Here is a 26,271-nt window from a genome sequence, read left to right on the forward strand (position 1 = left end):
GGATATATTAATCCTTATTATCAATAAGTTTAGATAAAACATTATCAACCGCCTGCGCGCCAGCGCCTCTTATTAATAATTCATGTCGATCGAAGTGCGTAACGTCAGCAAGAATTTCAATGCGTTCAAGGCGCTGGACAACATCAGCCTGGACATCCACAGCGGAGAACTGGTGGCGCTGCTCGGCCCGTCCGGTTGCGGCAAGACCACGCTGCTGCGGATCATCGCCGGTCTGGAAACCCCGGATCAGGGCAACATCGTGTTTCACGGTGAAGACGTCTCCGGCCACGATGTGCGTGATCGCAACGTCGGTTTTGTGTTCCAGCATTACGCCTTGTTCCGCCACATGACGGTGTTCGACAACGTCGCGTTCGGCCTGCGCATGAAACCGAAAAACCAGCGCCCGAGCGAAAGCCAGATCGCGGTCAAGGTTCATGAGCTGCTGAACATGGTGCAACTGGATTGGCTGTCGGATCGCTATCCGGAACAACTCTCCGGTGGTCAGCGTCAGCGTATCGCTTTGGCCCGCGCCTTGGCCGTTGAGCCGAAAGTGCTGCTGCTCGACGAACCGTTCGGCGCCCTCGACGCCAAGGTGCGTAAAGAACTGCGTCGCTGGCTTGCCCGCCTGCACGAAGACATCAATCTGACCTCGGTTTTCGTGACCCACGATCAGGAAGAGGCGATGGAAGTTGCCGACCGCATCGTTGTGATGAACAAGGGGGTGATCGAGCAGATTGGTTCACCGGGTGACGTCTACGAAAACCCGGCCAGCGATTTCGTTTATCACTTCCTCGGTGATTCGAACCGCTTGCTGCTCAGTGACGACAACCATGTGCTGTTCCGCCCGCACGAAGTGTCGCTGTCGCGGCATGAACTGGAAGATCACCACGCGGCAGAAGTGCGCGATATCCGGCCGCTGGGCGCGACCACGCGGGTGACGCTGAAGGTTGAGGGGCAGACCGATCTGATCGAGGCAGAAGTGGTAAAAGACCACGACAGCCTGATCGGCCTGGCGCGTGGCGAGACGCTGTTCTTCAAGCCCAAGGTCTGGCAGAAAGTCGCCAGCCTCTAAGATCAAAAGACCGCAGCCTGCGGCAGCTCGTACATTGGACTGGGTCGATCACAAAATGTGTGACCAACCGAAACTCTGTAGGAGCTGCCGCAGGCTGCGATCTTTTAAAGCGGCCTAAGCCGCCGCTTTGCCGTTCGGATTGACCCGCACCGTGCCGGCGCGCGCCTCGATCTGCTCTTTCAATTCATGCCGCATTCCGAGCATGAACGCCAGTTCGGCCACGACGAACAACGGCCCGACAATCAGCCCGCTCAAGTCATCGACGAACGCCGGTTTGCGCCCTTCATAGTGATGCCCGACAAACTGAATCACCCAGCCAATCACAAACATCGCCAGGCCGCTGCTCAGCCAGACCATGGTGCTTTGCTGCGCCAGGGCATGGCCTGCCCATACAGACAAGCCCATCAGCACGGTCATCAGCACACCGAGTTTCAATTCCAGGCGCAGGTAAAACCATGCCGAGGCGAGCCCAAGGATCACCGCCGGCGAAATCCACAAACCACCGAGCGACCATTCCGGACGCGACAGCAATACCGCCACCGCCACCACAATCAGTGGAATACCGATAAAGTGGCTGACGATGTTGCGCGGATCGCGGTGGTAGGCGGCGTATTGACTGAGATGGTCGACGAGGCTTTTCATTGTTGTTCCTCCTGTAGGGTGATCGGATCATGCCCCAGGTTCACGGATCGCTCTGTCAGGCAGGCGACAATCCAGGAGTGTTGATGGAAATTCGTTCACGGTTGTTGAGCGGGCAATGGTTCAGTCATCTGCCTGCATCCTTTCAGGATAGCCTGCTGGCGGCGGCCCGGGAGCGACGGCTGACGGCGGGGCAGCGCTTGTTCCAGCGCGGTGATCCGCCGTGTGGTTTGTACGCGGTACTCGACGGTGCCGTGCGTATCGGCGCGGTCAGCGAGCAGGGCAAGGAAGCGTTGTTGAGTCTGGTGGAAGCGCCGCACTGGTTCGGTGAAATCTGCCTGTTCGACGGCCAGCCACGCACCCATGACGCCTACGCGGTCGGGCCGTGCACGCTGCTGAATATCCCGCAGAACACGCTGCTGAAGTTGCTCGATGAACAGCCGGTGTACTGGCGACATCTGGCGTTGCTGATGAGCCATAAACTGCGCCTGACCTTCATTAACCTCGAACAGCTGAGCCTGCTTCCGGCCCCGGCGCGCTTGGCGCATCGATTGCTGATGATCGCTGAAGGCTACGGCGAACTCGATCCGCCGCGCCGGGTTCTGCAATTGCCGCAGGAGCAGTTGGCGTCGATGCTGTCGCTGTCGCGGCAGACGACCAACCAGATCCTCAAGGACTTGCAGGCACAGGGGATTATCGGACTCGGCTACGGCGAAATCGAAATCCTCGATGCCGTGCGTTTGCGAATGCTCGCCACAATCTGAAGATCACCATCCACCCCCTGTAGGAGTGAGCCTGCTCGCGATGAGGCCGTGTCAGCCGCCATCGATTTTGGATGAACGATCGCTATCGCGAGCAGGCTCACTCCTACAGTTGATTGGTGTGATGCTCAGGAACCGCGATAGGTCGAGAAACCGTACGGGCTGAGCAACAGTGGGATGTGGTAGTGCTGATCGGTCTGCTTCACTTCGAAGATCACCGGAATCTCCGGGAAGAACGTCTCGTGCTTGGCCTTCTCGAAGTACTCGCCGGTCTTGAACACCACCCGATATTGCCCAGCCTCGAAAGGTTGTTTGGCCGGGAACAGTTCGGCAATTCGCCCTTGTTCATTGGTCGTTCCCTCGGCCAGCGGCTGCCAGTTCTGGCCGACGTGTTTTTCCAGGGTCACATTGATGCCCGGCGACGGCAGGCCGTTTTCCAGGTTGAGTACGTGCACGCTCAACGGATTACCGGCGGCAAGGGCCAGACTTGAGAAAGCGCTCAGGCCGAGCGCGGCGAAGGTCATGCGCAAGTGAGTCATGGTGAATCTCCTTATCGGGAAGCGGTGATGGACAGGTCGACAGCCTTGGCTGCCTTGATCGCGCAGTTTTCGTCTTGCTCGCCACCGCCGGAACCGGCCACGCCCATGGCGCCGACCAGTTCCGCGCCGCTGAACAGCGGCACACCACCGCCGAGCAACAGCAGTTCATCGAGGGTGTTGAGGTTGGCTGCTTCGGGATTGCTGCGGGCGCGCTCGGCAAACAGCCGCGTCGGGCTTTTCGTCGAGAGTGCGGTGTAGGCTTTACGCTGGCTGGCGGCGGTGTTGTGCGGGCCGATGCCATCACCGCGCAGGGTCACCAACAGATTGCCGCCACGGTCGAGCACCGACACCGTGCCGCTGCAATTGCTCAGCGCTGCGTCGGCCAGATGGCGTGCGGTTTTCAAGTCGAGGTCGGCGTGGCGTGGCAGTTCGGCGCCAGCGAAAACGTGGGCGCTGAGGCCGATGGCCAGGCTGGCAACAAGGTATTTGACGGTCATGGGCAGGCTCCAGAAGCGAAGGTCGCCACCTTAGTCGCCCGTCTTCGTCAGAAGCTCGTCAGTCTGATTACAAGTTTGTAATGGGCAAGGCTGCCGAAGGCGCCTAGCCTGTGCACCTGAACAATCGAGGTGTGCCATGCGTTTGCTGGTCGTAGAAGATGAAGCCAAAACCGCGAACTTCCTCGCCAAGGGCCTGGGTGAGTCGGGTTTTGCCGTGGACGTGGCGCTCAATGGCCTCGATGGGCGTTATTTTATCGAGCAGCAGGAATACGACCTGATCATCCTCGACGTGATGCTGCCGGGCCTCAATGGTTGGCAATTGCTGCAACTGATCCGTCAGCGCGGCGCCACACCAGTGCTGTTCCTTACCGCCCGCGATGCCATCGAAGACCGCGTGCGCGGCCTCGAACTCGGTGCTGATGATTACCTGCTCAAACCGTTCGCGTTTGCTGAACTGCTGGCGCGGGTGCGTACCTTGTTGCGGCGCGGGCCGATGCGCGAGGCGGAGTCGTACAGCATTGCCGATCTGGAAATTGACGTGCTGCGCCGCCGGGTCAGCCGGGGCGGGCAGCGGATCAACCTGACCAACAAGGAATTCACCCTCCTGCAGTTGCTCGCCAGCCGTCAGGGCGAAGTGCTGTCGCGCACGCTGATCGCTTCGCAGGTGTGGAACCTGAATTTCGACAGCGATACCAACATGGTCGAAGTGGCAGTGCGTCGTCTGCGTTCGAAAGTCGATGATCCTTACATGCCGAAACTTATCCACACCGTGCGCGGTGTCGGCTATCAACTGGAAGCGCCGGACGATGCGCTCTAGATCCATCGCCTGGCGCCTGGCTCTGGCGTTTGCCGCGGTTTGCGCGTTGGTCTTGAGCTTGATTGGCGTGTTCCTTTACCGCTCGCTCGCCTCGGAACTCGCCTACCGCGATGACATGGCGTTGCTCGGGCGGCTGGAGCAAGTGCGCGCGTTGCTCGCCGACAGCGACAGCCTCGACGCCTTGCAGGCACGGCCGAGGCTGTATCAGAACATGCTCGGCAATCTCGACAGTCTGCTGCTGGTACGACGCGCCGATGGATCGAACGTGATCGCGATCAATCCGCGCCAGCGCGAGCTTCCGGCGCTGAACGCCATCGCTCGCGATCAGTCGCCGCAACGCCAGGACGTGCTGACCTGGCCGGCCCCGGACGGCGCCGAACTGGCGTTGTTGTCAGGCCAGGCCCAAGGCCCGAACGGCGAATTGCTGACAGTGATCGCCGGCAAGGTACTGAGTGAGCGAGAGCAGATGCTCGGCAGTTACCGAACGCGTCTGTATCTGGCCATCGGCTTGGGCGCGCTGTTGGCGTTTGCCCTCGGATTACTGTTGTTGCGCAGAGGGCTGCAACCGCTGCGCCACTTGAGCGAAGCGGTGCGCGGTATCGACTTGCGCAGCCTCGATCAGCGTCTGGCAACATCCGACGCGCCCACCGAACTGCTGGAGCCGGTGCAAGCGCTCAACGGCATGCTCGCCCGTCTGGATGACAGCGTGCAGCGCCTGTCACAGTTTTCCGCCGACCTCGCTCACAAGATACGTACGCCGCTGCACACGCTGCTCGCCAGCAACGGTCAGGCGTTGAACTATCCGCGCAGTACGGCGGAGTATCAGGAGGTGCTGGCCTCGAACATGGAAGAGTTCGAACGGCTCAAGCGCATGGCTGAAAACCTGATGTTCCTCGCCCGCGCCGAGCAGGCAGAGCGGGCGCTGAGCTTGCAGACACTCGATCTGCAACCGCTCGGCGAGGAACTGTGCGACTACTTCGAAGCGCTGGCCGATGACCGCGACGTTCGTCTGGAAAATGGCCTGCATGGCGAACTCCACGCCGACCGGCAACTGCTGCAACGGGCGCTCGGCAACTTGTTGGCCAACGCCGTGCGACACGCCGACAGCGGTTCGCTGATCAGTTTGCGGCGACGAGATGCCGAGGGTGTGTGCTGGTTGCAGGTGCACAACGTCGGGCCAGTCATTGGCGATGAGCATCTGGGCAAACTGTTCGACCGGTTTTACCGCGCTGATCCGTCCCGCGCTGAACCGGGAGACTCCGGTGGGTTGGGGCTGGCGATTGTGCAGTCGATCATGCAATTGCATGGGGGACGGGTGCGGGTGGGCAGTGATGCGGCGGGCACGGTGTTTGAGCTGGGTTTTGTGGTGAATTAAAGAACGCTATCGCGAGCAGGCTCACTCCTACAATTGGAATGCGTTCCTCCTGTAGGAGTGAGCCTGCTCGCGATGGCGCCAGATCAGACAACCCGGTTCTGGATCAACGCAACCCATCGCGAAACTGCCCCGGCGTCAGCCCGGTCCAGCGCTTGAACGCCCGGCTGAAACTGCTGGTATCGGCAAACCCCAACAGATAACTGATCTCGCTCAGCGAACATTGCGGATCACGCAGATGCAGCAGCGCCAGATTTTCGCGGCTTTCGTTGAGCAGCGTATCGAAGCGACAACCCTCATCCGCCAGATGCCGTTGCAGGCTGCGCAGGCTCAGGTGCAACGTCTGAGCGATGCGTTCGGCACTCGGCTCACCTTCGGGCAATTGTTCTTCGATGGCGTCGCGAACCTTGCGCTCCCAGGTCAACGGCTGGAGCTGCGCCATCGTGCGTTTGAGCACGGCTTCGTTGTGTTCGGCCAGCTCCGGGTTGGCGTCGTCGAGGTGGCTGTCGAAGTCGGCGAGGGCGAACTCCAGACGATCCTCGACGGCGGAAAAATGCACCGGCGCGCGGAAGACTTTGTGCCATTGATGCGCGTCCGTCGGTTCCGGGCGGCGCAGGTAGACCGCGAGCGGCGCGTAGTCGCGGCCCAGACGATTGCGGCAGGTACGCACGTAGATCGCGGCAAAGGCGTCGATGGCTTCAAAGGCTGGCGCGGGATTGCCGGTCGGCACCTTCAGACGAAACAGGTAGCGGTCATCGTTGCGGCTAAGCTCAAGTTCCAGAGCATCGCTGACCACCGGGTGATAACGCACGATGCGTTCGAACACTTCACGCAAGCTGCCGCTGGCCACCAGCGCATAACCGAGCGCATGAAACGTGGTCGGACTGACAAACCGCGACACGCGCAAACCAATGGCCGGGTCGCCACTGACCTGCACCGCGATTGCCCACAGGCGCGTGGTGCCGGACAACGGATAGCGCGCGTTGGGGTCGTCCATCAGTTGCGGATCGAGGCCGGCCTGTTGGCACAGGGCGATGCTGTCCAGCCCCAGCGCATCGAGTTGCTTGCGCAGGGCACGGGTCCAGCTGGCGAGGGAGGTCGGTTCCTTCATGCGGATTGGCGCTTCCGGTCAACAGGTTGGCGTTCACGGCTAGCGTGTTCGACATCTGCACAGGGCAGGATGCGAACATCAATAACCAGAGGATGGAAGCATGGACCGTACTTCTGCAAGTCCCCAGCGACACAATGCTGCCCAGCGATCAGCGCATATTCGCGAAGTGGTGCTGGCAAAAGGCGTCGAATTGCGTGAGCGCTACCCGATTCTCAAGCATCAGGACGCCCTCGGCGCGGGGATTCTGGCCTTTGCCCTGGCCGGCATGATCGGTTCGGCAGCGCTGTACATCACCGGGCATATGGCGTGGTGGGTGTGCCTGTTGCTCAACGCGTTTTTTGCTTCGCTGACCCATGAGCTGGAACACGACCTGATCCACAGCATGTACTTCCGCAAGCAGCGCATCCCGCACAACTTGATGATGGGCCTCGTCTGGCTGGCGCGGCCGAGTACGATCAATCCGTGGATTCGTCGTCATCTGCACCTCAATCATCACAAGGTGTCCGGCACCGAGACCGACATGGAAGAGCGGGCGATCACCAACGGCGAGCCGTGGGGTTTTGCGCGTTTGCTGATGGTTGGCGACAACGTGATGTCGGCGTTCATCCGCATGCTGCGGGCGAAAACCTGGGCGCACAAATTCAGCATCATCAAACGCACGCTGAGGGTCTACGCGCCACTGGCGCTGGTGCATTGGGGTGCCTGGTACGTGTTTCTCGGCTTCCATGCGGCGAATGGCATCGCTTATTTGATGGGGACGCCGATTGAATGGTCGGCAACCACGTTGTCGGTGATGCAGGTGATCGATATCGCCGCTGTGGTGATCATCGGCCCGAACGTGCTGCGGACTTTTTGCCTGCACTTCATCAGTTCGAACATGCACTACTACGGGGATATCGAACCGGGCAATGTGATCCAGCAATGCCAGGTGTTGAATCCTGTGTGGTTGTGGCCGTTGCAGGCGTTTTGCTTCAACTTCGGCAGCAGCCACGGGATTCACCATTTTGTGGTGAAGGAACCGTTTTATATTCGCCAGATGACGGTGCCGGTGGCCCACAAGGTGATGCGCGAGATGGGTGTGCGGTTTAATGATTTCGGCACGTTTGGGCGGGCGAACCGGTTTGTTCGCCAAGAGGCCAAGGTGAGTGAAGAGGCGCGTACAGCTCAGGCTTGATGGGTGAGTTCAAGTGCCTCTTCGCTGGCAAGCCAGCTCCCACAGGTTTTTGTGTGGTTCATGGATTTTGTGAACCACATCCTTCCCTGTGGGAGCTGGCTTGCCAGCGATAGCGATTTTTCAGGCAACCTCAATCCGGCTGAAATGGCGACTCACTCAGAATCACCCCCGTCTCCTCGACATACTGCTGCCAATGCCCGATCAATGCGCTGAGCTTCTCCGGCTGACTCAACGCCAGATCATGAATCTCCCCCGGATCACTCGCCAAATCATAAAGCTGCCAAGTCGCCGGCCCCACCGGCCCTGGGATGTACACGGCTTTCCATGAGCCCTGCCGAATCGCCCGTCGCCCGAACAACTCCCAACCCGTCACCGTGTGTTCGTCATGCACCTGCGCGGTCTCGCCCGAGAGGAAACCCAGCCACGATTTACCACGCAGCGGAGCGACCGCTTTGCCGTGCCATTGCTTGCCGGGATGACGCACGCCAGCCAGGTCAAGAATTGTCGGCGTGATGTCCATCACCGTGCCGAAGCCGTGGCTGATCTGCCCTTTGAGCGGCAGCTGCGGATAGTGCAGCAACGCCGGCACGCGAATCCCGCCCTCGGTGGTGAACGCCTTGAACAGCCGTGACGGCGCAGTCGCCACTTGCGCCCAGTTCGGCCCGTACCAGACGTAGGAATTGGCGCGGCCAATATTGTCGAGGCTGTTGTCGTAATGCTGGTTCAGGTAAGTCAGCAGTTCCGGGCCAAACTTGGGAAACGCTTCCAGCAGCGCGCCTTCCGCACCGTTGTCGGACATGAACAGGATGAAAGTATTGTCGAGTTGGCCTTGCTGGCGCAGGTAATCGACCACTCGCCCGATGTTCCAGTCCATACGCTCGACCATCGCCGCGTAGACCTCCATCGCCCGTGCGGAAATCTGCTTTTGCTCGTCGCTCAGCGCATCCCATTGCGCCGTCAGTTGAATCAGCGGATGCGGCTCGACGTCTGGTTCGATCAATCCCAGTGACTTGAGTTTTTCCAAGCGTTCGAGGCGTAGAACCTCAGGACCGGCATCGTAACGGCCACGGTATTTTTCAACGATGTCTGCCGGTGCCTGCAACGGCCAGTGCGGTGCGGAGAATGGCAGGTAAGCGAAGAATGGCCGGGTCTGATCGCGCTCCTTGAGGTACTGCAACAGCTTGTCGCCGAATGCGTCCGAGGAATAGAAATCCTTGGGTAACTCGTCGACAAACGTCTTGTCCTCGATGTACAGCGCCGGGGTCGATTTCAGCAAACCGGGGGTATGTTCATCGTAGGTCGGCTCGAAACCGTAATGGTTGGCCGCGCCCGGCAGAAGCGAGAACGAACGCTCGAAACCACGAGCCTGCGGCGCCAGCTCGGCGGTCAGGCCCAGATGCCATTTTCCGCTCATCAATGTCTGATAACCGGCCTCGCGCAACAACTCGGGCAGCGCCACGACGCGGTCGTTGAGATAGCCCTCGTAACCCGGTTTGCCGATCAGCTCCGGGGTCAGTGCCTCGGCCATGGTGCCGATGCCGGCGATGTGGTGATCGGTGCCGGTCAGCAGCATCGAGCGGGTTGGCGAGCAGGTTGGTGCGGTGTGGAAATCGGTCAGGCGCAGGCCGTTGTTGGCCAGCGCGTCGAGGTTTGGCGTGGCGATTTCCCCGCCAAACGCGCCGATGTCGGAGAAGCCGAGATCGTCGGCCAGAATCACCAGGAAGTTGGGGCGTTGCGACATCGAAAAACTCCTCTCAGCAGGCTATGAACGACAGCGGCAGATCGCGGATCTGCACGGCTGCGCTGGGTTGGTAATGATCGTCACTGGTCAGTTCGTGCAGCAGTTCTTCGCGCAACTGATGGAAATCGAAACTGCTGCGCTGGCGCGGATGGGGCAGGGCGATATCGACCACCTGCTTGATACGCCCGGGACGCGGCTCCATCACCACCACGCGGTCGGCAAGAAAGATCGCTTCCTCGACGTCATGGGTGACCAGAATCGTGGTGATTTTCGCCCGCTCGCGGATGGCCAGCAGTTCGTCCTGCATCTGCTGGCGGGTCAGTGCATCGAGGGCGCCGAAGGGTTCGTCGAGCAGGAGAATTCGTGGGCTGGCGACCAGTCCGCGGGCGATCGCCACGCGCTGCGCCATGCCGCCGGAAAGCTGATGCGGATAGGCACGGGTGAAGTCGCGCAGGCCGACGAGATCAATGAAATTATTGATGCGTTGCTGCTTTTCAGCGGCGCTCAAAGGTTCGTTGACCAGACCCAGACCGATGTTGTCGGCGACCGTCAGCCACGGGAACAATCGGTGTTCCTGAAAGACGATGCCGCGCTCGCCACCGATGCCGTTGACGGCTTTGCCATCGACGCTGATCTGTCCGCGAAACTCTGTGTCGAGACCGACCAGCAAACGCAGCAGCGTGGATTTGCCGCAGCCGCTGGAGCCGACGATGGCGACGAACTCGCCCTCGGCGATGTCGAGGTTGAATTCGCGTATCGCCTCCAGTTGAAAACCGTCGACGTCGAAGGATTTGCCTACGTGGGTGAAGCTGACTATCGGTGCGTTCATGCGTGTCTCCAGCGGGTCGCGCGAATTTCCAGGCGTTGGCCAATCAGATTGAGGAGGGCGCCGGTGAGGCCGACCAGCAACATGCCGGCCATGATCAGATCCATGCGCAGCAGTTGTTGCGCGCCGATCATCTGGCTGCCGATGCCGCCGTTGGACGGCATGAAATATTCGGCGCCGATGGTGCCGAGCCAGGCGTAGATCAGGCTCAATCTCAGGCCGGCGAACACGCCCGGCGCGGCGCCCGGTAGCACCAGTCGGCGCAAGCGTTGGCCGAGACTCAGGCGCAGCACTTGCGCGGCTTCGTTGAGTTGCGGCGAGAGGTGGGCGACGCTGCGTTGGGTGGCGATGAACAGTGGAAAGAATGCGGCGAGTGCGACGAATACCCACTTCGCCAATTCGCCCAGGCCGAACCACGCGGTCAGCAGCGGCACCCAGGCGAAGATTGCAATCTGACGGATCGCGGCGAGAGTCGGGCCGAGCACCCGTTCACTGGTACGCGACAGGCCCAGCAGCAAACCGAGGGCGAAACCCAGCCCACCGCCCAGCAGCAGGCCGCCGAGAGTCCGCCCGAGACTCAGGGCCATGCCGCTGATCAATGTGCCGTCGAGCAGACCAGCGCGCAGCGCTTCAAGCACCACCAGTGGACCGACCAGAATGTTGGCGTCGATCCATTGTTGATCGCTCGCCACTTGCCACAACCCGACCAGCCCCAGCGGCAGCAACCACGGTTGCAGGCGTTGCCAGCCTTCATAACGCGGACCACGACGAATTTCGGCGGTGGCCGGATGCGGCCAGTGCACCAGTTTTTTATCCAGAAAACCGATGCCGCGATCCATCACCACGCCAATCACGCCGATCACCACGATGCACACGAATACGATATCGAGCATGAACAACTGCCGCGCCCAGACCATCAGGTAGCCGATGCCTTCGCTGGAGGCCAGCAGCTCCACGGCCAGCAGCGACGCCCAGCCGGCGGCCAGCGCCAGTCGCACACCGGCCATGAATGCCGGCAGTGCGGCGGGCAGCACCAGCCGGCGGATCAGCAAGTGCGGCGGCAGGCGCAGCACGGCGGCGGCTTCGCGCAGTTTTGGCTGCGCGTCACGCACGCCAACCAGCGTGTGCAGAGTCACCGGGACCACGATGGCTTTGATCAGCACCACCAGTTTCAGCACTTCGCCGATGCCGAAAAACACCATGAACAATGGTATCCATGCCAGCGTCGGCACTTGAGCCAGACCGGCGAAGGTCGGGAAGATCAAACGTTCGAGACGGCGACTGAAACCCAGCGCCGCGCCGAGCACCGCACCGGCCGAAACCCCGGCCAGCAGTCCCCAGAACAACCGTTGCAGGCTGATCCACAGATGGCTCCATAACTCGCCGTGGGACAGTTCGACGGCGCTGCTCCACACCAGCGACGGCGCCGGCAGGATCTGTTCGCTCATCCACTGATTACGTGCGGCCAGCCACCACAAGGCGAACAGGGCGAGCGGCAGTATCCAGGGCAAAACACGATGGCTCAGGCTCGGCCAGACACGTCGACTCTTCAGCGGCGGGGCGGCCAGCGGCAGGCTGAGCAGGGATTGGCGGGCCATGGGTGACCTCCGTTGTCGGGTTGGATCAAGATCAAAAGATCGCAGCCTCCGGCAGCTCCTACAGGGGAATGCGGTCAACTGTAGGAACTGCCGAAGGCTGCGATCTTTTGCTTTAAATGGTTATATAAAAATATCAATTAATACTATTAAGAGATAAGCAAGACCATTTAAGGCTTCCAGCCCATGCGCATCCAATGCATTCGGAGAATATTTTCGATGCTGTTAATGCATACCGCTCCGCAAGCCCCGTATTAGCTCGCTTAGTCCCTAAAGCTATAAAAATGTGCATTTATAGTATTTAAGTGTTGGGCAGGCTTATGCCTACTTTCGGCTCCTCAACGCCCGTCGTGATCAGGAGCCGCACCCATGAACATCCCTTTTAAACGCGTCATTAGTCTGTTTGCCATCCCGGCCTTGGCGGGTCTGTTGGCGTTTACCGCGCAGGCCGATGAACTCAAGGAAATCAGGATCGCCGTACCCGATCTGAGCGCTGGTACCCAGCACAGCGGCGGTGGCGTGGTGGACGTTTTGCGTGATCGGCAAATCTTCGAAAAGGCCTTTGCCGATCAGGGCATCAAGATTCAGTGGAGCTTTTTCAAAGGTGCAGGGCCGGTGATCAACGAAGCATTCGCCAATGGTCAGGTGGACTTGGCGTATCTCGGTGACCTCGCGGCGATCATCGGCAAATCCAATGGCCTGGATACGCGGTTGCTCAGCGCCAGTGCGCGTGGGGTCAAACAGTATCTGGGCGTGGTGCCGGGTTCGGGGATCAAAACGCTGCAGGATTTGAAGGGCAAGCGCGTGGCGATCTTCCGTGGTACCGCGACGCAGTTGTCATTCGATGCGGCGCTGGCCAGTCAGGGTTTGAGCGAGAAGGATCTGAAAGTCATCAACCTTGATTTCAACGCAGCGGTCGCGGCGCTGGCGGCTAAACAGATCGATGCATCATGGGGCAGCTCCGGGCTGACTGCGCTGCAAGCCAAAGGGTTGGCCGAGTTGCCGTTGAACACCAAGGATCTTGGCGGCGCCGGCAGTGTGCAGTCGGTGCTGGTGGGCACCGGCAAGTTTGTCGATGGCCATCCGGAGGCCGTGGCGAAATTGCTCAAGGCGCAGCAGCAGGCAGTCGAGTGGCTGACTCAGGACGACAACAAGGACGCTTATGTGCAACTGGTGTCGGGGCTGGCGAGTTATCCACCGGTGATTCTGTCGCAGGACTTGCAGGATCAGAAGTTGAGCGAGGTATTCCCTTCGACGCTGGACCCGGTGTTCCTCGGCAAATTGCAGGACTCGGTGGATCTGGCGGCGCAGCAGAAGCTGATTCGCAAGCCGTTCAAGGTGAGCGATTGGGTGGCACCTGAGTTGGCTGCTGCAAAACTTTGAATCTGTAGCGCTTGGACAGGACTCATCGCCAGCAGGCTGGCTCCCACAGTGGATCGGTAGTGGATGCAGAATCCGTGCTCACCGAAGATCCCTGTGGGAGCCAGCCTGCTGGCGATTGCGGTCTTAAACGGCGACGCTGACCTCCTGCCGATCCACCGCCACCAACGTCTCGATCATCGCCCTTGCCGCCGGTGACAAACGAAACCCGGTGCGACTGACAATCCCGCAGCGCGCATTCATGCTCTCCAGATTCTGCGGCAGATTGCGCCAGTGCAGCAGCGCCAGTGAACCCTGCGCAATGTCTTCGACAAACGCCTCTTCCGTGCCCACGCCAATCGCATTGGATTGCAGCACCACTTTCACCAGCGCCGGAAAATGCTCGGTCTCGATGGTCGGCGAAAAATCGATGCGTCCGCTGAGATTCGCCAGCAATTTACGAATCCCGGGCGGGATCAGCGTGGTCGCCAACGGGTAGTCGAACATGTCGTTGGTCGACAGGCTTTCCTTAGCCAGCAGCGGATGCCCCGGACGGCAGAAAAATACCCCGCGCTTGGGCGTCAGCGCCTGGGTCTGGAAGTTCGGATCTGCCTCGAAATGGCGGATGTCGGCGATGAAGAATTCGATCTCTTCGCGGCTCAGGGCGCGGCTGAGTCTTTCCCAGTTATCCACTTGAAAGCAGGTGCGCACTTTCGGGTGCGCATTGATGAATTGCGCGACGGCATCAGGCACCAGTTTCACCGCTGGCGCCGGGCCGCAGCCGAAGTGCAGCTCACCGGCATCGAGTTTGGTCATCTGCGTCACTTCGGCGCTGAGCAATGCCGCGCCCTGCACCAGCGTCAGCGCATGTTGCAGCACCACCTGACCCTCGGGGGTGGGGCGCAGATCCTTGTTGCCGCGATCCACCAGCACGCAGCCGAACTCTTGCTCCAGCCCCTGAATGCTGCGGCTGAACGCCGGTTGAGTGATGCCCATCGCGTCTGCCGCACGGACAAAACTGCGGTGTTCGTTGAGGGCGATGAAGTAACGCAACTGGCGAAGATCCATATGCTTTTCCGGCATCCTAAAAATAGCTCGAAGGCATTTGCGACGAGGGTTGCTAGAGGTTTTAAATGCAAGCTCTTATTCCGTCAACGAAGCATATGAATATCTATTAGATGTAAATGGAATATAGATAGAGCGATGTTTCGCTGCCGTCCTACCGCAAGCAGTCGATGAGGGTCTACCCATGAGCAATGCCGCACTCGCTGTAAAACCCGCTGTCCACGCGCTGGAAATTCATCCGGTGGCCGGTCGTATCGGCGCCGAGATTCGTGGCGTGCACCTGTCCGGTGAACTGGACGCTGCCACCGTCGAAGCGATCCAGCAGGCGCTGATCCAATACAAAGTGGTGTTCTTCCGCGAGCAGACTCAGCTCGACGATCAGCGCCAGGAAGCCTTCGCTCATCTGCTCGGCGAGCCGGTGGCGCACCCGACCGTGCCGTCCCGCGAGGGCACGCGTTATCTGCTGGAGCTGGACGGTGCCGAGGGCCAGCGCGCCAACTCGTGGCACACCGACGTGACCTTCGTCGATGCCTACCCAAAAGCCTCGATCCTGCGTTCGGTGGTTGCGCCGGCGTTCGGTGGCGACACCCTGTGGGCCAACACCGCTACCGCGTACAACGAACTGCCGACTGAGCTGCGTGAACTGGCGGACAAACTGGTCGCCGTGCACAGCAACGAATATGACTACGCAGCTACGAAGCCGGACGTGTCGGCGGAGAAGCTTGAGCGCTATCGCAAGATCTTTACATCGACCGTTTACGAGACTGAACATCCGGTGGTGCGTGTGCACCCGATCAGCGGCGAGAAGAGCTTGCTGCTGGGGCACTTCGTCAAACGCATCAAGGGATACTCGCAGGCGGATTCGGCGCATTTGTTCGGGTTGTTGCAGAGCCATGTGATCCGTCAGGAAAACGTGGTGCGCTGGCGCTGGAAGGCCGGTGATGTGGCGATCTGGGATAACCGTTCGACTCAGCATTACGCGATTGACGACTACGGCACGCAGGACCGGGTGGTGCGTCGGGTGACGTTGAAAGGTGAGGTGCCGGTGGGGGCTTCCGGGCAGCGTAGCCAGACCATCAAAGGTGCTGAACTCGTCGGCGTCTGATCGGGCCTCATCGCTGGCAAGCCAGCTCCCACAGGGTTCTTCAGTGGACACAGGGATTGTGAACACCTCAAGACCTGTGGGAGCTGGCTTGCCAGCGATGCTTTTAACTACCAGACACCAATCTGCACCACTTTCTCGGTCGCTGGCTCGCCATAACGAAACCGTTGCCCGCGCAAATCAATCTCCTGATGACTGATGGTCGTGCGCCGTTTCAACCCGCGCACCCATTCAAACAGATGCCCCGCATGCTCCTCGCGCACTGCCGCATAGTCCGGATCTGCACCCAGATCGTTCAGCTCCTGCGGATCATTCAACAGATCAAACAGCTGCGGCCGGAAGCCATCGTACGCCAGGTATTTCCAGCGTTCGCTGCGCACCATGGTCATGCGGCAACGGTCGATGGGCTGGCCTAAACGCTCGCGTGCGGGTGCCTGAAATGCGTAGTCGTACTCGCTGATCGCATAGCGGCGCCAGTCCGGGTTTTCACCGTGCAACAGTGGGATCAGCGAGCGTCCTTCCAGTCGATGTTGCGCGTCCGGCAGGCCGAGCGCCTGAAGAAAAGTCGGCAGCGCATCGATGGTTTCTGCCAGCCGGTCATTCACCGTTCCCCGAGTGGAATCTGCGGCCGTTCGCGGGTCGCGGACGATCAGCGGCACGCCAACGGACTGCTCCAGCAAAAACTCCTTCTCACCCAGCCAATGGTCGCCCAGGAAGTCGCCGTGATCGCTGGTGAACACGATCAGCGTGTCATCCCAGCGCCCGTTGCTTTGCAGAAAATCGAACAGCCGCCCGAGCTGATCATCAACCTGTTTGATCAGGCCCATGTACGCCGGGATCACGTTGTTTCGTACGGAATCGCGGGAGAAATTCAGGCTTTCTTCATGCTGGCGAAAGGCCTGATACACCGGATGGTCGCTTGGAATGTCTGCACGGACCGGTTGGAGAATCGATTTCGTACTGTACAAGGCGTGGTACGGCGCCGGTACGATATAGGGCCAGTGCGGTTTGATGTACGAGAGGTGCAAACACCACGATTTATCACCTTGTTCACTGATGAAGTCGATGGCTCGATTTGTAGTGTAGACGGTCTCTGAATGTTGCTCGGGAATCCGCGCCGGCAAATGTGCGTGACGCATTTTCCAGCCACTGAGGATTTCGCCGTTCTCGCCTTCAGCGGCATTCGCCCAGTCGTGCCAGGGGTTTCGCCCGTCGAAACCCTGTTCACGCAGGTAATGGGTGTAGGGCGCAGATTCGCGTTTGTCGTCGAACAACGGGTCATCGGGGAAAATCCCGTCGTGGCGAAAGTACGGCTCGAAGCCGACCTCGTTGAACACTTCGGCCTGCTCGCTCGTGGGGTTGATCGCCAAGCGTTGCAAGGCGTCGACGTTTGCCGTGGCGTGGGTCTTGCCGACCAGCGCAGTACGAATGCCGTGCGGTCGCAGGTAATCGCCGAGGGTCAATTCCTCCAGCGGCAACGGCACGGCGTTCCACGCCACTTGATGGCTGCTGACGTAGCGTCCGGTGTAAGCCGACATTCGCGACGGGCCGCAAATCGTGCCTTGGGTGTAAGCACGGCTGAAGCGCACGCCGGCAGCGGCCAGGCGATCGATGTTTGGCGTGTGCAAGTGTGGGTGTCCGTAGCAGGACAGGTAATCGCGGCGCAGTTGATCGCACATGATGTAGAGCACGTTGCGCACGGGATTTTGCGGGTTGGACATGGGGTTCACCGGTCAGGAAGACAGGTGGGGTTTTTCGCTTTGGGCGGGGGTGTTCGGCAAGTGCATTTGGGGAATGGGATTTATGCATCGAATGCATCGGCGTTTGTACTGACGCCATCGCTGGCAAGCCAGCTCCCACAGGTGCTCGGGTGATCACAAGATATGAGTACGGCGCAAAACCTGTGGGAGCGTGGCTTGCCCGCGATAGCGGTGGTTCAGACGGCAAGATTCTCCAGCGAACAAACTTCCTCATCCAGCGCGTCCACCTCCTTGATCTGCGCAATCATCGCCTCCGCCAGCGGCGATAACCGATACCCCGCCCGACTGACAATCCCGTAGCGCGTATACAGCTCCTCCAGATCATCCGCCAAGCCATCAATTTTCAAACACACCAGCTCACCCTTGGCCCGGTGCAGCGCATCTGAATACGCTCCGACAATCCCGATCGCATCCGAGCGCAGCACCACACCCAGCAGGCTGGCGCTGTTTTCGCACTCCACGTTGGGGACGAAATCCGGACGGCCGCTGAGGTCGACAATGACCTTGCGCAAGTTCGGCGGACGAATGCTCACCGCCATGGGATAGCTCATCAACTGTGCCGCGCTGACCCTTTCCAACCCGGCCAGTGGATGCCCGGCGCGGCAGCAGAAGTGCCATTTTCGCGGGCGCAGGCGATGCGTCTGGTAATCCGGATCGGCCTCGAAGTGCCGGGTGTCGGCGACAAAAAATTCGAACTCTTCGCTGAGCAATCGCTTGCTCAGCGTCTGCCAGTCATCGACCTGAAACTGCACCCGCGCTTTCGGGTAACGACCGATGAAGGCGCCGATGGCGCGAGGGATCAATCCGGCCGCCGGTGCCGGGCCGCAACCGAAGCGCAACTCGCCCGCTTCCAGGCCATTGAACTGGCTGATCTCGTTGGCCATCTGCTGCGCACCGCTGACCAGTCGCCGCGCGTGTTCGAGCAGCACCTGGCCCTGTTTGGTCGGTGGCAGTTCCTTGCGCCCGCGGTCGATCAACTGGCAGCCGACGCTGTGTTCCAGCGCCTGAATGCTGCGGCTGAACGCCGATTGCGACAGGTTCACCGCCTGCGCGCCAGCTACGAAGCTGCGTTGTTCGGCGAGGGCAATGAAGTGGCGGAGCTGACGCAAGTCGATATGCATTTTTCACATAAAAAATATCCGGGAAATGCATTGGATATGCATTAGGTCGACTCCTTATAAAGGCAATCTCTTATGCAGTAAATCTTTGTAAAAACATAAATAAATAACTTAAAAGAATATGCAGCGCAAAAGATGTCTGTGTGTTTTTTCACCAGGAGCCGCCCATGAGTCCGTTGAACCTCGCGTCACCCTTAACGCCACGACGGCTCAAACGCCTGCCTCTGGCCCTGTTGCTGGCGGGGAGTGCCAGCTGGACTCACAGCTACGCCGCCGACACCGAAACCCCGGCGCCAGTCCCGGCCGGCAAACCGGCCGCCAACAGTTCGCAGCTGGAAACCGTGACCGTCACCACCCGCCGCCGCGAAGAAAGTTCGCAGGACGTGCCGACGCCGATGAGCGTGCTCAGCGGTCAGGCGCTGGAGACGCAACGGGTTTACCGGATTCAGGATTTGCAGCAACTGGTGCCGAGCGTCAACGTCGCCTACATGCATGCGCGCCAGTCCAGCGTGTCGATTCGTGGTCTGGGCAACAATCCGGCGAGCGATGGTCTGGAGGGCAGCGTCGGTCTGTACATCGACAACGTCTATCTGGGCCGTCCGGGGATGGCGGTTTTCGACTTGATGGACATTGAGCAGCTCGAAGTTCTGCGCGGGCCGCAGGGCACGCTGTTCGGCAAAAACACCACCGCCGGGGTGATCAACATCAACACCCGTGCACCGACATTCACCCCTGAGCGCAGCATTGAAACCTCGGTCGGCGAGGACGGTTATTTCCAGACCAAGGGCACGATTTCCGGGCCGCTCAACGATGAGCTGGCCGGACGCTTTTCGGCTTATCGCACCCGCAGCGATGGCGACATCAAGAACGAATACAACGGCCATGACTTGAACGGCGGCTCGCGTGATGGCTTCCGCGCGCAGTTGCTGTTCAAGCCCAACGAAGATTTCAATCTGCGCTGGATCGGCGACTACAACGAAGAGGATTCCAGCGCCGGCACCCGTGTGTTGTACAACACCGGGCCGACCATCAACGGCGTCAATTTGTACCAGTCGCGTGCAGCGGCTGCGGGCGCAACGCTGGTCAACGGTTCGCATCGCAAGGTCAATCTCGACAACGACCAGCACGTCACCGTGCATCAGGGCGGTACTTCGGTCGAAGCCAACTGGACGCTGCCGAGCGATTTCACCCTGACCTCGATCAGCTCATACCGCTTCTGGAATTTCACCCCGCGTAACGACGACGGTCTCAACGTCGCGGCGACATACAACGCCGGGGTGTCGGTGGAGGACAAACAGTATTCGCAGGAATTTCGTCTGGCCTCGCCGAAGGGCGAGTTCTTCGATTACGTGCTTGGCGCCTACTACTTCGGTTCGGATCTGGATAACAAATCCTTCGCCTATTACGGCCCGCAAGCCGACATTTGGAACGGCACGCCGCGCGGTGCGCTGGCCAACGTCAACAGCGTCGGCAACGGCCATATCAAGACCGACAGTTTTGCGTTGTTCGCCCAAGGCACCTGGCACCTCACCGAACGCCTGGATTTCACCGCCGGGGTGCGCGGCACCTACGAAGAGAAAAACGCCTGGGTCAATCGTGATGACCCGCAAGGTGGCGCGGCCGTCACGGGCGCAGCCGCCACGGCGCGACGTGGTCGCGCGGGTGCCTACGATTCCGGCGATTTGAATCAGTACAGCTCCAGTCCTTCCGGGTTGCTCAACGTCAGCTATCGCATCGCTGACGATCTGCTCGGTTACGCAACCTTGTCCCACGGCGAGAAGTCCGGCGGGGTCAATCTGGTGGTCGGTTCAGCACCCACGGCTGGCGCCGACTCGTTGCTGATCGGCACCGAGCGTGCGAACAACGCCGAGCTCGGCTTCAAGAGCACGCTGTGGGATCGCCGCTTGCAGCTCAACGCCAACGTGTTCTGGACTCAGGTCAACGCCTACCAGACCAACGCCTACGACGACGTCAATCGCGTGCAATACCTGACCAACGCCGGTTCGGTGCGCTCACGCGGCGTCGAGTTCGAAAGCACGATCATTCCGCTGCGCGGCCTGACGCTGAACTTCAACGGCTCGTTCAACGACGTCAGTTATCTCTCGTACAAAGATGCCCCATGCCCGCCGGAGGTCAGCCAGGCACCGGGGGCTCCGGCGTCCTGCGATCTGAGCGGCCACCAAGTGGTCGGCGCCTCGAAGTGGATCGGCAACGCCAACGGCAAATACGAATGGAATCTGGCTAACGGTCTGCAACCTTACGTCACCGGCAGCTACGCATTCCGTTCGAAAGCGGTAGGCACGGTCGAAGACTCCGACTACGGACAGATCCCGAGCTACGCGGTGGTCAACCTGTCCACCGGCCTGCGCGGCGATTTCAATCAGGGCCAGTGGGACATCTCGCTGTGGCTGAAAAACGCCTTCGACAAGACCTACTACACAACCCTGTGGACCGGCGGCAACGGTGGTTACGAGGGCTTGCTCGGCACGCCACGGACCCTCGGTGTGACTGGCCGTTACGACTTCTGATTCGTCATTCAAGGAGCTGCATCATGTTGCCCATCAAGTCCGCTTTACCGCTGCTGTTGTCCGGCGCAGTGCTGAGTACCGGAGCGTTCGCCGCGCCCAGTGTCTACCCGACTGGCGTCACCCGTTACGACCCGAACAAAGCATTCAACCAGTACGTGATTTTCAGCGGCGCCGATAAACAAACGCACCTGATCGACATGAACGGCAACGAAGTCAAAACCTGGGCGCAAGCGGGTTTTCCTTCGGCGATCATTGATCCAAAACTGGTCGGTGGCGAGCGCGGGCATGTGCTGTTGCAACTCAGTGAAAAAGACCCGGGCAAGCTCGGTTCAGCCGGCAACGGTCTGGGCAATCAGAGCGTCGGCGAACTCGACTGGAACGGCAAAGTGGTTTGGCAGTGGGGCGACAAGGCCCCCGGTGGCGCTGCGCAGCAGCATCATGATCAGCGCCGGCTGAGCAACGGCAATACCGTGGTGCTGGCGAACAAGGTACACAAGGTCAAAGGCTTCAAAGTGCCCGAGGTGATCGACGATGCGATCTACGAGGTCAGCCCTGACGGGACGGTGAAATGGCAGTGGCTGGCGTCGGAACACCTGAACGAATTCGGCTTCACCCCTGAGCAATTGAGGCTGGTGCGCGCCAGCGATAATCCTGACTACCTGCACATCAACAATCTCAGCCTGGTCGGGCCGAACAAGTGGTTCGATGCGGGGGACAAACGCTTCAATCCGGACAACCTGCTGCTCGATTCACGCAACGCCAACTTCATTGCGATCATCGACAAGCACAGCGGCAAAGTGGTTTGGCGTCTTGGGCCGAATCTGCCTCTGGGCAACCCGAAAACCGCGCAGACATTACCGCGACCGGTGGATCAGTTCGTTGGTCAGCACGACGCGCACATCATCCCGGCCGGATTGCCCGGCGCCGGCCATTTGCTGGTGTTCGACAACCAGGGTTCGGCGGGTTATCCGAACGTTACTCTCGGGCTGATTTCCGGTTCGCGGGTGCTGGAAATCGATCCGGTGAAAAATGAGATTGTCTGGCAGTACAGCGCGGCCAATTCGAAGCAACCGGGGTGGGCGTTTTACAGTTCGTTCATCAGCAGTGCTCGCCGTTTGCCCAACGGCAACACGTTGATCGATGAAGGCATGAACGGGAGGTTTTTCCAGGTCACGGCCAATGGCGAAAACGTCTGGGAATACGTCAGTCCGTATCTGGGTAAAGCGCCCGGCAGCGATGCGATCAGCAACTGGGTCTATCGCGCGCTGCCAGTGAGTTATGACTGGGTTCCGGCCGGAACTCCGCGCTCGGAAACGGCCGTCATCGCACCGGCCACCGGTGTGCAACAGACCAATGCCAGTCGTTAGGTTAAATGGAATTAATGCTCGAGCAATTCGCAATAAGTTATAGGGAAGTTGATCAGTGCTTATTGCAATTCAGTTGGTCGACTGCGTGGACAAGAGTTGGATGTCGAACCATCCTCTGTGACGTGAGTTTCCAGGAGGAAACTTGCTCTCATCGGAAGACACTTAATTCAACGATAAAGGAAATTTCGTTATGTCGAGCATTAATGGCAATTATGTAAACGCGAACGCTGGTGCCAAGTTGACGATCACCGATGGCAACGACTCCAACGGCACCTTCAGCGGCAAGTTCAGCCAGAACGGCGTGAATTACGACATCGCTTACGGGCACTACCATTTCCAGAACAGCACCGGGCAGCCTACGATCATCACTTTCACGGCCCTGAATGATGGCACAGGCTATCAGTCCTGGACGCTGTTTTCGCCGGACCACAACTACTCGAAAGTTCGTGCGGTGGGCTCGCGCACAAATTTTGATGGTGATGTCGTAGGAGTGGCCGGGGAATTTGTTAAACAGTAATGTAAGGTCATAAAAAAGCCGCCACACTATTTTAGCGTGGCGGCTTTTTCTTACATTAAATAAGTCGTTTTCATGTAAGTCATGTTGCCGATGGATGACAGAGTTTACTCGTGTTTGATTCTAAGCTCGCAGCGAACTCTATCAACCGTTCAGGACGCTTACATGCAAAACTCGCTTTATTCCAATACCGTTAATGGTGTTTCGCTGACGATTGTCGATTCCGACGACCGCACCGGCCTGTTCGGCGGCACCCTGCATCACGCAGGCATCAACTACGGCATCGTCGATGGCCGTTATGCAAGCCTCAACGGCTATCAGCCGCCCACCGTGGTCACGCTTGTCGCAGCCCATGAAGATCATGGCTATTTCGCCTTATCACTGTTTTCTCCAAGCCGGGGCACCCACGAACTCACGGGGCATTGCGTGCGTGTCACCTACGACGGGACGGTCAGCAGTTTGCCCGGTGACTTCGTCCGTCATTCCCGCAGCCCGGTTTTGGCCGACGCTCCGACACCTCAATAACATTCAAGCAAGGATGCTGCGTATGACTGCTATCAACGGTGTTTATCGCCACGAACCTTCCGATACCACGCTGACCCTCATAGAGGGTGATGAGCGCACCGGAAGCTTCACCGGAAAGCTGTCGCTGTCCGGAATTGATTACCCGCTTGCCTACGGCAACTTTCATTTCAAACATGGTTTTTCAACTGGCGCTGTCACGATCACCTTCAGCACACGCATGACGGATGGCAACGTGCAGGCGTGGGTGTTGTTCTCGGCGGATCAACGATTTGGCCGACTCAGGGCAATGGGAACTGGCGCCGATCTGCCTGGGAGCGTTGCTTTGACAGCACTGGAACTGGTCCGACAGAACCCGTGAAAAGCCTTGAAACCGCGGTTTTCACATGCCTTCGCCGAATATTTTTCATGCTTGAAAAGCATTGTAAATTTCACATCGGGCGCTAGCCCTTGCTGGTCGCGGTCTGGCGCAAATTGATTACTTTTTATATTCGCTAAAGATCTAAACAAATCAGCAAAAGTTACTTTCGGAGATAAGCAATTTCTCCAATGATTCACCTCAACGACCGGTCGCCCGGGGGATTTTCGCGGCGACCGGGCGGGTACTTCGCAAAGAGACCGCAGGGAGTGAATCAATGGGCAATGTCCAGACCGCCACCAGTGCACAGGAGGTGCTGTGGCGCCACGCACCGAGTGGCGAATTGGTCGATCTCGGCCGGCCGCATCGCCTGCCGCTGGGGCAACTGCGTTTGCAGCGTGCGCCCAAAGGTATTTTGAGCCGCCGCGAATCGATCTTGCTCGGTGTTCTGGCATTGCTGGCGCATGGCGCGGTGATCTACTGGATCAACCAGCAACCGACGCCGACGCTGCCAATCGTACCGCCGGAAATTCCACCGATGACCATCGAGTTTTCGCGCCCGGCACCGCCAGCGCCTCCGGTCGTCGTACCGCCGCCACCTGCACCTGTGGTCGAACCGCCACCGCCGGTGGAGGACGAACTGGCGACTAAACCGCCGCCACCAAAACCGATTCCAAAACCCAAACCAGTGGTTAAACCGCCACCGAAACCTGCGCCGAAAGCTGTCGAGCAACCGCCCGCGCCGCCACAACCGGCAGCTCCGGTTGCCGCTCCAGCGCCACCCGCACCACCGGCGCCAGCGCCTGTGACTCCGGCCTCGGCGAATGCCGCGTACCTGAAAAACCCGGCGCCGGAATATCCGTCGCTGGCTCAGCGGCGCGGTTGGGAGGGCACGGTGATGCTGCGAGTGCATGTGTTGGCCAACGGCAAACCGGGGGAAATCCAGATTCAGAAAAGCAGTGGTCGGCAACAGCTCGACGATGCGGCGCTAAGCGCGGTCAAGCGTTGGAGTTTCGTGCCGGCCAAGCAGGGTGATGTCGCCCAGGACGGCTGGGTCAGCGTGCCCATCGATTTCAAGATTCATTAAACCGAAACCTATTCGCGCTAAACGTTTACACGAGGGAACACATCATGACGTTACTGGCATCTCCACTGGAATCCATCGAAAGCGCGGTGATCTGGCTGCTGGTGGTTTTTTCCGTCGCCACCTGGGGCCTGGCACTGCTCAAGGCTGTGCAGTTCGGTCGCCTGAAAGCGCAGGATCGCAAATTTCATAAACGCTTCTGGGCGGCGTCGAGTCTGGATTCCGCCGCCGAGTTGAGCGAAACCCAACCCGGCGCTGCGGCCCGGGTGGCGCAGGCCGGTTACGCGGCAATCCAGGTGGGCGAGGCGCCGCAGACGGCGGATCTGAGCCAGGCGATCAACCATCAGGATCGCCTCGAACGTGCCCTGCGTCAGCAGATCGTCCGTGAGCGACGTTCGCTGGAGACCGGTCTGGCAGTGGTCGCGAGTATTGGCAGCACCTCGCCGTTCATTGGTTTGTTCGGCACGGTGTGGGGAATCATGGAAGCGTTGAAAGGCATCAGCGCTGCGGGTTCGGCGAGTCTGGAAACGGTCGCCGGGCCAATCGGTGCAGCACTGGTCGCAACCGGCGTGGGGATCGCGGTCGCAGTGCCGGCAGTGCTGGTTTACAACTACTTTTTGCGTCGTTTGAAACTGACGGCGGCGGACCTGGATGACTTCGCCCATGACTTCTACAGCCTGGCGCAGAAGAGTTCGTTCCGTGTGCTGATCCACCCGACCGCGCACAAAGTCGCGGCTCAGGGTAACGGGCAGAAAGTGAAGGAGGCGTCCTGATATGGCCTTCTCCACGCAAGACAGTGACGAGGTGCTCAGCGAGATCAACGTGACGCCGCTGGTGGATGTGATGCTGGTGCTGCTGGTGGTGTTTATCGTCACCGCACCGCTGCTGACCAATGCGATCCCCATTAACTTGCCGAAGACCGAGGCGGTGGCCCCGGTCGAGCAGAAAGACCCGCTGGTGGTGAGTATCGACGGCGCCGGCAAACTGTTTATCAACAAGGATGAAATCCAGCCGGACCTGCTGGAGTTCAACCTGAAATCGGCCAAGGCCAAAGACCCGGAAGTGCGCGTGCAATTGCAGGCCGACGATGGGGTGAATTACGGCGAAGTGGCGCGAGCCATGGCATCGATTGAACGGGCAGGGATTACCAAGTTGTCGGTGATCACTGCGCGGTGACTGAAATTTCGATTTTCCGGGGCCGTCTCCTTGGCAGGGTGCGGCCCTTTTTTTATTCCTCGGAAAACGCCCACTCTGAACCCTTGATCCCTGTAGGAGCTGCGGCACGCTGCGATCTTTTGACGTTGTTTTTAAAGACAAGATCAAAAGATCGCAGCGTGCCGCAGCTCCTAC

The 26,271-nt window shown here is 59.6% G+C and carries 25 protein-coding genes; 15 read left to right on the top strand and 10 right to left on the bottom strand.

The window, feature by feature from the left end:
• Positions 1–82: 82 nt before the first annotated feature.
• Positions 83–1,072, top strand: a complete 990-nt coding sequence (locus tag ACIOZM_RS06455; protein ID WP_401210885.1) for a sulfate/molybdate ABC transporter ATP-binding protein — start codon at positions 83–85, stop codon at positions 1,070–1,072.
• Positions 1,073–1,186: 114 nt separating this feature from the next.
• Here the strand turns inward: ACIOZM_RS06455 and ACIOZM_RS06460 are convergent, their stop codons facing one another.
• Positions 1,187–1,714 carry a DUF962 domain-containing protein gene (locus ACIOZM_RS06460; protein ID WP_401210888.1) on the bottom strand — a complete coding sequence of 176 codons (528 nt, stop codon included), beginning with the start codon at positions 1,712–1,714 and terminating at the stop codon, positions 1,187–1,189.
• Between the two features lie 83 nt (positions 1,715–1,797).
• On the opposite strand from ACIOZM_RS06460, the gene ACIOZM_RS06465 reads away from it, so the two are divergent.
• Positions 1,798–2,475: a Crp/Fnr family transcriptional regulator gene (locus ACIOZM_RS06465; protein ID WP_401210890.1), complete on the top strand. Its 678-nt coding sequence runs from the start codon at positions 1,798–1,800 to the stop codon at positions 2,473–2,475.
• 125 nt (positions 2,476–2,600) lie between these two features.
• Here ACIOZM_RS06465 and uraH read toward each other — a convergent pair whose 3' ends face one another.
• Entirely contained in the window at positions 2,601–3,011 is a 411-nt protein-coding gene (uraH, locus tag ACIOZM_RS06470) for a hydroxyisourate hydrolase (protein ID WP_401210892.1), read from the bottom strand.
• An 11-nt stretch (positions 3,012–3,022) separates the two neighbouring features.
• Complete coding sequence (locus ACIOZM_RS06475; protein ID WP_401210895.1) at positions 3,023–3,508, bottom strand: heme-binding protein; 486 nt, start codon at positions 3,506–3,508, stop codon at positions 3,023–3,025.
• Between the two features lie 136 nt (positions 3,509–3,644).
• Between ACIOZM_RS06475 and ACIOZM_RS06480 the strand changes: the two genes are divergently transcribed.
• Entirely contained in the window at positions 3,645–4,325 is a 681-nt protein-coding gene (locus tag ACIOZM_RS06480) for a heavy metal response regulator transcription factor (protein ID WP_401210897.1), read from the top strand.
• The gene (locus ACIOZM_RS06485; protein WP_401210900.1) at positions 4,315–5,700 is read left to right on the top strand and encodes a heavy metal sensor histidine kinase; all 1,386 of its coding nucleotides are present in this window, start codon (positions 4,315–4,317) and stop codon (positions 5,698–5,700) included. Before ACIOZM_RS06480 ends, ACIOZM_RS06485 begins: the two co-directional genes overlap by 11 nt.
• A 103-nt stretch (positions 5,701–5,803) precedes the next feature.
• Here ACIOZM_RS06485 and ACIOZM_RS06490 read toward each other — a convergent pair whose 3' ends face one another.
• Positions 5,804–6,808 (bottom strand): AraC family transcriptional regulator, encoded by a 1,005-nt coding sequence (locus ACIOZM_RS06490; protein WP_401210903.1) that lies wholly within the window; start codon positions 6,806–6,808, stop codon positions 5,804–5,806.
• 100 nt (positions 6,809–6,908) lie between these two features.
• On the opposite strand from ACIOZM_RS06490, the gene ACIOZM_RS06495 reads away from it, so the two are divergent.
• The gene (locus ACIOZM_RS06495) at positions 6,909–7,982 is read left to right on the top strand and encodes a fatty acid desaturase (protein ID WP_401210905.1); all 1,074 of its coding nucleotides are present in this window, start codon (positions 6,909–6,911) and stop codon (positions 7,980–7,982) included.
• Between the two features lie 130 nt (positions 7,983–8,112).
• Here the strand turns inward: ACIOZM_RS06495 and ACIOZM_RS06500 are convergent, their stop codons facing one another.
• Genes ACIOZM_RS06500 through ACIOZM_RS06510 form a run of 3 tightly spaced genes read right to left on the bottom strand, consistent with a single transcriptional unit; the run spans position 8,113 to position 12,147 of the window.
• A complete protein-coding gene (locus ACIOZM_RS06500) occupies positions 8,113–9,723 on the bottom strand; it encodes an arylsulfatase (RefSeq protein ID WP_401210908.1) in 1,611 nt (536 codons plus the stop codon).
• Between the two features lie 13 nt (positions 9,724–9,736).
• On the bottom strand, positions 9,737–10,552 hold the full coding sequence (locus ACIOZM_RS06505) for an ABC transporter ATP-binding protein (RefSeq protein WP_401210910.1): 816 nt from the start codon (positions 10,550–10,552) through the stop codon (positions 9,737–9,739).
• Positions 10,549–12,147, bottom strand: a complete 1,599-nt coding sequence (locus tag ACIOZM_RS06510) for an ABC transporter permease (RefSeq protein WP_401210913.1) — start codon at positions 12,145–12,147, stop codon at positions 10,549–10,551. Before ACIOZM_RS06510 ends, ACIOZM_RS06505 begins: the two co-directional genes overlap by 4 nt.
• A gap of 366 nt (positions 12,148–12,513) precedes the next feature.
• Between ACIOZM_RS06510 and ACIOZM_RS06515 the strand changes: the two genes are divergently transcribed.
• A complete protein-coding gene (locus tag ACIOZM_RS06515; RefSeq protein ID WP_401210916.1) occupies positions 12,514–13,527 on the top strand; it encodes an ABC transporter substrate-binding protein in 1,014 nt (337 codons plus the stop codon).
• Positions 13,528–13,650: 123 nt separating this feature from the next.
• Here ACIOZM_RS06515 and ACIOZM_RS06520 read toward each other — a convergent pair whose 3' ends face one another.
• A complete protein-coding gene (locus ACIOZM_RS06520; protein ID WP_401210919.1) occupies positions 13,651–14,571 on the bottom strand; it encodes a LysR family transcriptional regulator in 921 nt (306 codons plus the stop codon).
• Between the two features lie 181 nt (positions 14,572–14,752).
• Between ACIOZM_RS06520 and ACIOZM_RS06525 the strand changes: the two genes are divergently transcribed.
• The gene (locus ACIOZM_RS06525) at positions 14,753–15,673 is read left to right on the top strand and encodes a TauD/TfdA dioxygenase family protein (protein WP_401210922.1); all 921 of its coding nucleotides are present in this window, start codon (positions 14,753–14,755) and stop codon (positions 15,671–15,673) included.
• A 107-nt stretch (positions 15,674–15,780) separates the two neighbouring features.
• Here the strand turns inward: ACIOZM_RS06525 and ACIOZM_RS06530 are convergent, their stop codons facing one another.
• Complete coding sequence (locus ACIOZM_RS06530) at positions 15,781–17,391, bottom strand: alkaline phosphatase family protein (RefSeq protein WP_401210924.1); 1,611 nt, start codon at positions 17,389–17,391, stop codon at positions 15,781–15,783.
• Between the two features lie 215 nt (positions 17,392–17,606).
• Positions 17,607–18,551 (bottom strand): LysR family transcriptional regulator, encoded by a 945-nt coding sequence (locus ACIOZM_RS06535; protein ID WP_401210927.1) that lies wholly within the window; start codon positions 18,549–18,551, stop codon positions 17,607–17,609.
• Positions 18,552–18,715: 164 nt separating this feature from the next.
• On the opposite strand from ACIOZM_RS06535, the gene ACIOZM_RS06540 reads away from it, so the two are divergent.
• The 8 genes from ACIOZM_RS06540 to ACIOZM_RS06575 all read left to right on the top strand — a co-directional run bounded on the left by ACIOZM_RS06540 (position 18,716) and on the right by ACIOZM_RS06575 (position 26,097).
• Entirely contained in the window at positions 18,716–21,076 is a 2,361-nt protein-coding gene (locus tag ACIOZM_RS06540; RefSeq protein WP_401210930.1) for a TonB-dependent receptor, read from the top strand.
• Between the two features lie 23 nt (positions 21,077–21,099).
• Positions 21,100–22,443: an aryl-sulfate sulfotransferase gene (locus ACIOZM_RS06545; protein WP_401210932.1), complete on the top strand. Its 1,344-nt coding sequence runs from the start codon at positions 21,100–21,102 to the stop codon at positions 22,441–22,443.
• Between the two features lie 190 nt (positions 22,444–22,633).
• A complete protein-coding gene (locus tag ACIOZM_RS06550) occupies positions 22,634–22,960 on the top strand; it encodes a hypothetical protein (RefSeq protein WP_034151843.1) in 327 nt (108 codons plus the stop codon).
• Positions 22,961–23,122: 162 nt separating this feature from the next.
• Complete coding sequence (locus ACIOZM_RS06555; RefSeq protein WP_401210935.1) at positions 23,123–23,482, top strand: hypothetical protein; 360 nt, start codon at positions 23,123–23,125, stop codon at positions 23,480–23,482.
• Between the two features lie 22 nt (positions 23,483–23,504).
• A complete protein-coding gene (locus ACIOZM_RS06560) occupies positions 23,505–23,840 on the top strand; it encodes a hypothetical protein (protein ID WP_401210938.1) in 336 nt (111 codons plus the stop codon).
• Positions 23,841–24,114: 274 nt separating this feature from the next.
• Complete coding sequence (locus tag ACIOZM_RS06565; protein ID WP_401210941.1) at positions 24,115–24,924, top strand: energy transducer TonB; 810 nt, start codon at positions 24,115–24,117, stop codon at positions 24,922–24,924.
• A 44-nt stretch (positions 24,925–24,968) separates the two neighbouring features.
• Complete coding sequence (locus ACIOZM_RS06570; RefSeq protein ID WP_401210943.1) at positions 24,969–25,694, top strand: MotA/TolQ/ExbB proton channel family protein; 726 nt, start codon at positions 24,969–24,971, stop codon at positions 25,692–25,694.
• Position 25,695: 1 nt separating this feature from the next.
• Complete coding sequence (locus ACIOZM_RS06575; RefSeq protein ID WP_003220570.1) at positions 25,696–26,097, top strand: biopolymer transporter ExbD; 402 nt, start codon at positions 25,696–25,698, stop codon at positions 26,095–26,097.
• Positions 26,098–26,271: the final 174 nt, after the last annotated feature.

The organism is Pseudomonas sp. NPDC087346, assembly GCF_044744235.1.
Taxonomy (GTDB): Bacteria; Pseudomonadota; Gammaproteobacteria; order Pseudomonadales; family Pseudomonadaceae; genus Aquipseudomonas.